Source organism: Cetobacterium sp., from assembly GCF_048470075.1.
Taxonomy (GTDB): domain Bacteria; phylum Fusobacteriota; class Fusobacteriia; order Fusobacteriales; family Fusobacteriaceae; genus Cetobacterium_A.
In genome coordinates this window covers 1-3,709 of record NZ_DBGBQB010000394.1, presented here as the reverse complement: position 1 = coordinate 3,709, position 3,709 = coordinate 1, and the positions used below count along the sequence as shown (strand labels likewise).

5 protein-coding genes are annotated in these 3,709 nt (G+C 31.3%); 4 read left to right on the top strand and 1 reads right to left on the bottom strand.

Features of this window, described 5'->3' with window-relative positions; translation table 11 throughout:
* From ACMOUI_RS13675 to ACMOUI_RS13660, 4 genes are all read left to right on the top strand, one after another.
* Nucleotides 1-1,306 (top strand): ABC transporter permease (locus ACMOUI_RS13675; RefSeq protein WP_418966247.1); only part of this gene is annotated, 1,306 nt, incomplete at its 5' end.
* Between the two features lie 17 nt (nucleotides 1,307-1,323).
* Nucleotides 1,324-1,950: a nucleoside recognition domain-containing protein gene (locus tag ACMOUI_RS13670; RefSeq protein WP_418966246.1), complete on the top strand. Its 627-nt coding sequence runs from the start codon at nucleotides 1,324-1,326 to the stop codon at nucleotides 1,948-1,950.
* Nucleotides 1,950-2,489 (top strand): spore maturation protein, encoded by a 540-nt coding sequence (locus ACMOUI_RS13665; RefSeq protein ID WP_418966245.1) that lies wholly within the window; start codon nucleotides 1,950-1,952, stop codon nucleotides 2,487-2,489. The genes ACMOUI_RS13670 and ACMOUI_RS13665 overlap by 1 nt, the downstream gene beginning before the upstream one ends.
* Nucleotides 2,490-2,500: 11 nt before the next feature.
* The gene (locus ACMOUI_RS13660; protein WP_418966244.1) at nucleotides 2,501-3,400 is read left to right on the top strand and encodes a S66 peptidase family protein; all 900 of its coding nucleotides are present in this window, start codon (nucleotides 2,501-2,503) and stop codon (nucleotides 3,398-3,400) included.
* Between the two features lie 59 nt (nucleotides 3,401-3,459).
* Here the strand turns inward: ACMOUI_RS13660 and ACMOUI_RS13655 are convergent.
* Nucleotides 3,460-3,709: DUF308 domain-containing protein (locus ACMOUI_RS13655; protein WP_418966243.1), on the bottom strand; the 250-nt coding region annotated here is incomplete at its 5' end.

Here is a 3,709-nt window from a genome sequence, read left to right as displayed (position 1 = left end):
CTATATGAGTTATAAAAAAAATATTCTTACAAAGATGTTAGAGGGATTGATATTTATTCCATTTTTCTTTCCAACAATTTCTACGGTAGTTGCTTTTACCCTTATATTTAACTTATCAATTTTTAAAAATTTTAATATCTTATATACGTTAAAAGCTATAATTTTGGCAAATGTCTTTTATAACAGTCCCATTATGATTAAATATTTAAGTGAAGGTATGAGAAATATTCCTAAAAATATTATTGAAGCTGGAAAAATAGATGGCTTAAATGAGATTGGAATTTTCTTTAAAATAAAATTACCACTGATGTTTCCACAAGTTTTTAGAGGTATGTTTCTAGTTTTTATCTACACCTTTGCCTCTTTTGGAATAGTACTTGCACTTGGAGGTATTAGATATTCCAACTTAGAGGTGGAGATAGCTAATACACTTTTAAGAGATGCAAACTTTTCAAAAGCACTTGTTTTAGGAGCGGTACAATTTATCTTTTTAATAGCTTTAAATCTCATGGGAGATCTATATCCACCATATGAGTTAAGAGAGGATTATAGAGAGAAAAGGGTATCTTTAATGACCTCTATATCAACAACCGCATACTTGATTATAGAGTGTTCAGTTGTTTTAATGGGAGTGTTCTACGGGTTTTATAACTACTATATTGGAAAATTCTCATTGGAGGGATTCTATAGGCTATTTTCAAAGGACTTTAATATCTATTATCCAGTGCTACAAGGTATTAGGAACTCTTTGCTCCTAGCTTCAATAACACCTATATTTGTAATAATATTTACGTATCTACTTCTTAAAAATTTCACTCGAGTTACAAGTGCTGTTGTTTTCTCTACAATGGGATTCTCAAGTGCTTTTTTAGGAATAGCACTGATATATATAAATATACTTTATGATATAAAGTTATGGATACTTTTAGTTATAGGATATTTTTTAGTTACAGTTCCAGTGGCATACTCTTTTATGTACCAATATGTGAGAGAGTTTCCAAAGGATATACAGGATTTAGCTAAAATAGATGCATTATCCCCTTTAAAAACGTTTTTATTAATAGAGTGTCCAATTTTAAAAAATGTTTTTCTAGGAACTTATTTACAAATCTTTGCAATAATATTAGGAGAGTTTACAATATCATATTCAATGCAGTTAGGAAGGGATTTCCCAACTATTGCCTTAGTGAACTATTCACTTTTTTCAGATAAAAAACTTTTAGAAGGTGCAGCACTTTCGTCTGTAAATATCATAATAGTTGCTATATTATTTTATTTATCAAATAAAATTACAGAAAAAGAATAAAAGGGAGGGAAATAACTATGATAAACGCAATATGGTTAGGACTTATATTAATTGGAATTGTCATTTCAATGTTTACAGGAAATGTACAGGCAGTGACAGATTCTGTTATATCATCATCAAAAACGGCGGTGGAAATTGCAATAGGACTTATTGGAATAATGTCTTTTTGGTTAGGGTTGATGAAAGTTGCTGAGGAGGCTGGGTTAGTAAAGGCTCTAGGTAGAGGACTAAGACCTATAATGAAAAGACTATTTCCAGAGATTCCAGAGGATCATCCAGCAGTTGGAAGTATTGTTGCAAATGTGGCAGCAAATTTTTTTGGATTAGGAAATGCCGCTACACCTTTAGGGATAAAAGCAATGCAAGAGTTACAGGAACTAAATGACAATAAAGAGGAAGCAACAGATGCTATGGTATTATTTTTAGCTATAAATACATCTTCAGTAACTCTTATTTCATCAAGTGTAATAGCGTATAGAGCTGCAGCCAATTCAGCCAATGTAACGGAGATAATAGCTCCTACAATTATAGCGACAGCAATATCTACAGTAGTGGCTATTGTTTCATGTAAAGTTTTACAAAAATTACCGAGCTTTAAAAGAGAATCAGTATTGAAACCTGAAGTTGCAGGGGGGGATAAGTAATGTTTACACTAATAATGGAAAAAATATCTCTATATGCAATTCCTTTAATCATATTACTGATAGTTTCATATGCTTATTTTGTTAAAAAAGTAAAAGTATATGAAGTGTTCTGTGAAGGAGCAAAAGAGGGGTTCTCAACAGCGATTAGAATAATACCATTTTTAGTCGCTATGTTAGTGGCAATAGGAGTTTTTAGAAGTTCAGGGGCTATTGATGTAATAATAAGATATCTGAACCCAATTTTAGAGTTTATAGGTATGCCAGGAGAGGTTTTACCTATGGCTATAATGAGACCACTTTCAGGTGGAGGATCAACTGGAATTCTAAATGATATATTTATAACTCATGGTCCAGATTCTATGATTGGAAGAATGGCATCAGTTATGATGGGCTCAACAGAAACTACATTCTATGTTTTAGCAGTTTATTTTGGTGCTGTTAGTATCAGAAAAACAAGACATGCGGTTGCAGCTGGACTTTTAGCTGATATAGCTGGAATTTTGGCAGCAGTGTGGATTTGTAACCTTATGTTTAGTTAAAAGGTGATACTATGAAAAGATTAAAAAAAGGGGATACAATAGGTTTGATAGCTCCAGCAAGTAGCGTAAATAGAGAAAAGTTAAAGGAAGCCATCAAGAATCTAGAGGAGCTTGGATTCAATATAAAAATTGGAAAGAGTGTTGAGAGTGTATGGTACTCCTTTGCTGGAACAGATGAAGATAGAGCCAAAGATATTAACAATTTTTTTCAGGATAGAGATATAGATGCTATAATGTGTGTTAGAGGAGGATATGGAGGCATTAGAATGCTTACACTTCTAGATTATGAAAATATTAAAAAAAATCCTAAGCCTTTTATAGGGTATAGCGATATCACCTCTTTGCATATGGCATTTTTTAAAAAATGTAACTTAAAAACTTTTCATGGACCAATGGCTGTAAGTAATTTTTCTGGAAGCTATAATATGGAAACTTTAAATAACTTTATAAAAGTGATGGACGCTAGAGAGGACTATGTAGTAGATAACTTTAATGAAAAGCTATTTTTCTATAATAAATTAAAGGGAAGTGGACAGTTAGTAGGAGGAAATTTAGCAGTATTAGTATCCAGTTTATGTACAGAGTATGATTTAGACTATAGGGATAAAATACTATTTATAGAGGACATAGGTGAATCAACATACAAAATTGACAGAATGCTTTGGCAATTAAAAAACTTAGGAATTTTTAATAGGGTTTCTGGAGTGATTTTGGGAGATTTTGCTAATTGTAATAAATCCAGCGAGGATGATATGTCCTTACAAGAGGTTTTTGATAGCCATTTTAAAACTTTAAAAAAACCAGTATGCTATAATTTAAAATCAGGGCACTGCACTCCAATGCTAACACTAGAATTTGGAGAGATAGTGGAACTAGATGGAGAAAAAGAGCGGTTAATAGTTAAAAAATAAAAAAGTGGGTAGACATTTAATGTCTTACCCACTTTTATTATATTTGGTTGAAAAATTTATTACTGTGCTCTTTTAAAGTAGAATGCAGATAGTATAAGATTTGCACCACTGAACAAGATATACCAAGCTATACATAGGAATATAAATTGTTGTGAGAAGAATGGTAAAGTAATTAAAAGAATACCAAATAGTAAATCTATAACTCCTGATCCTAAACTAAAATCAACTAAACTTGGGAATATTTTTCTATTAAATAAAATATTTAATACTATAAATATCCCTTTAAATATCATAAAGATACCAGCGTAT

Bases quoted from the DNA above. Each gene is read 5' to 3' on its own strand.
- ACMOUI_RS13670 (WP_418966246.1), top strand. From the start codon at position 1,324: ATGATAAACGCAATATGGTTAGGACTTATATTAATTGGAATTGTCATT.
- ACMOUI_RS13665 (WP_418966245.1), top strand. From the start codon at position 1,950: ATGTTTACACTAATAATGGAAAAAATATCTCTATATGCAATTCCTTTA.
- ACMOUI_RS13660 (WP_418966244.1), top strand. From the start codon at position 2,501: ATGAAAAGATTAAAAAAAGGGGATACAATAGGTTTGATAGCTCCAGCA.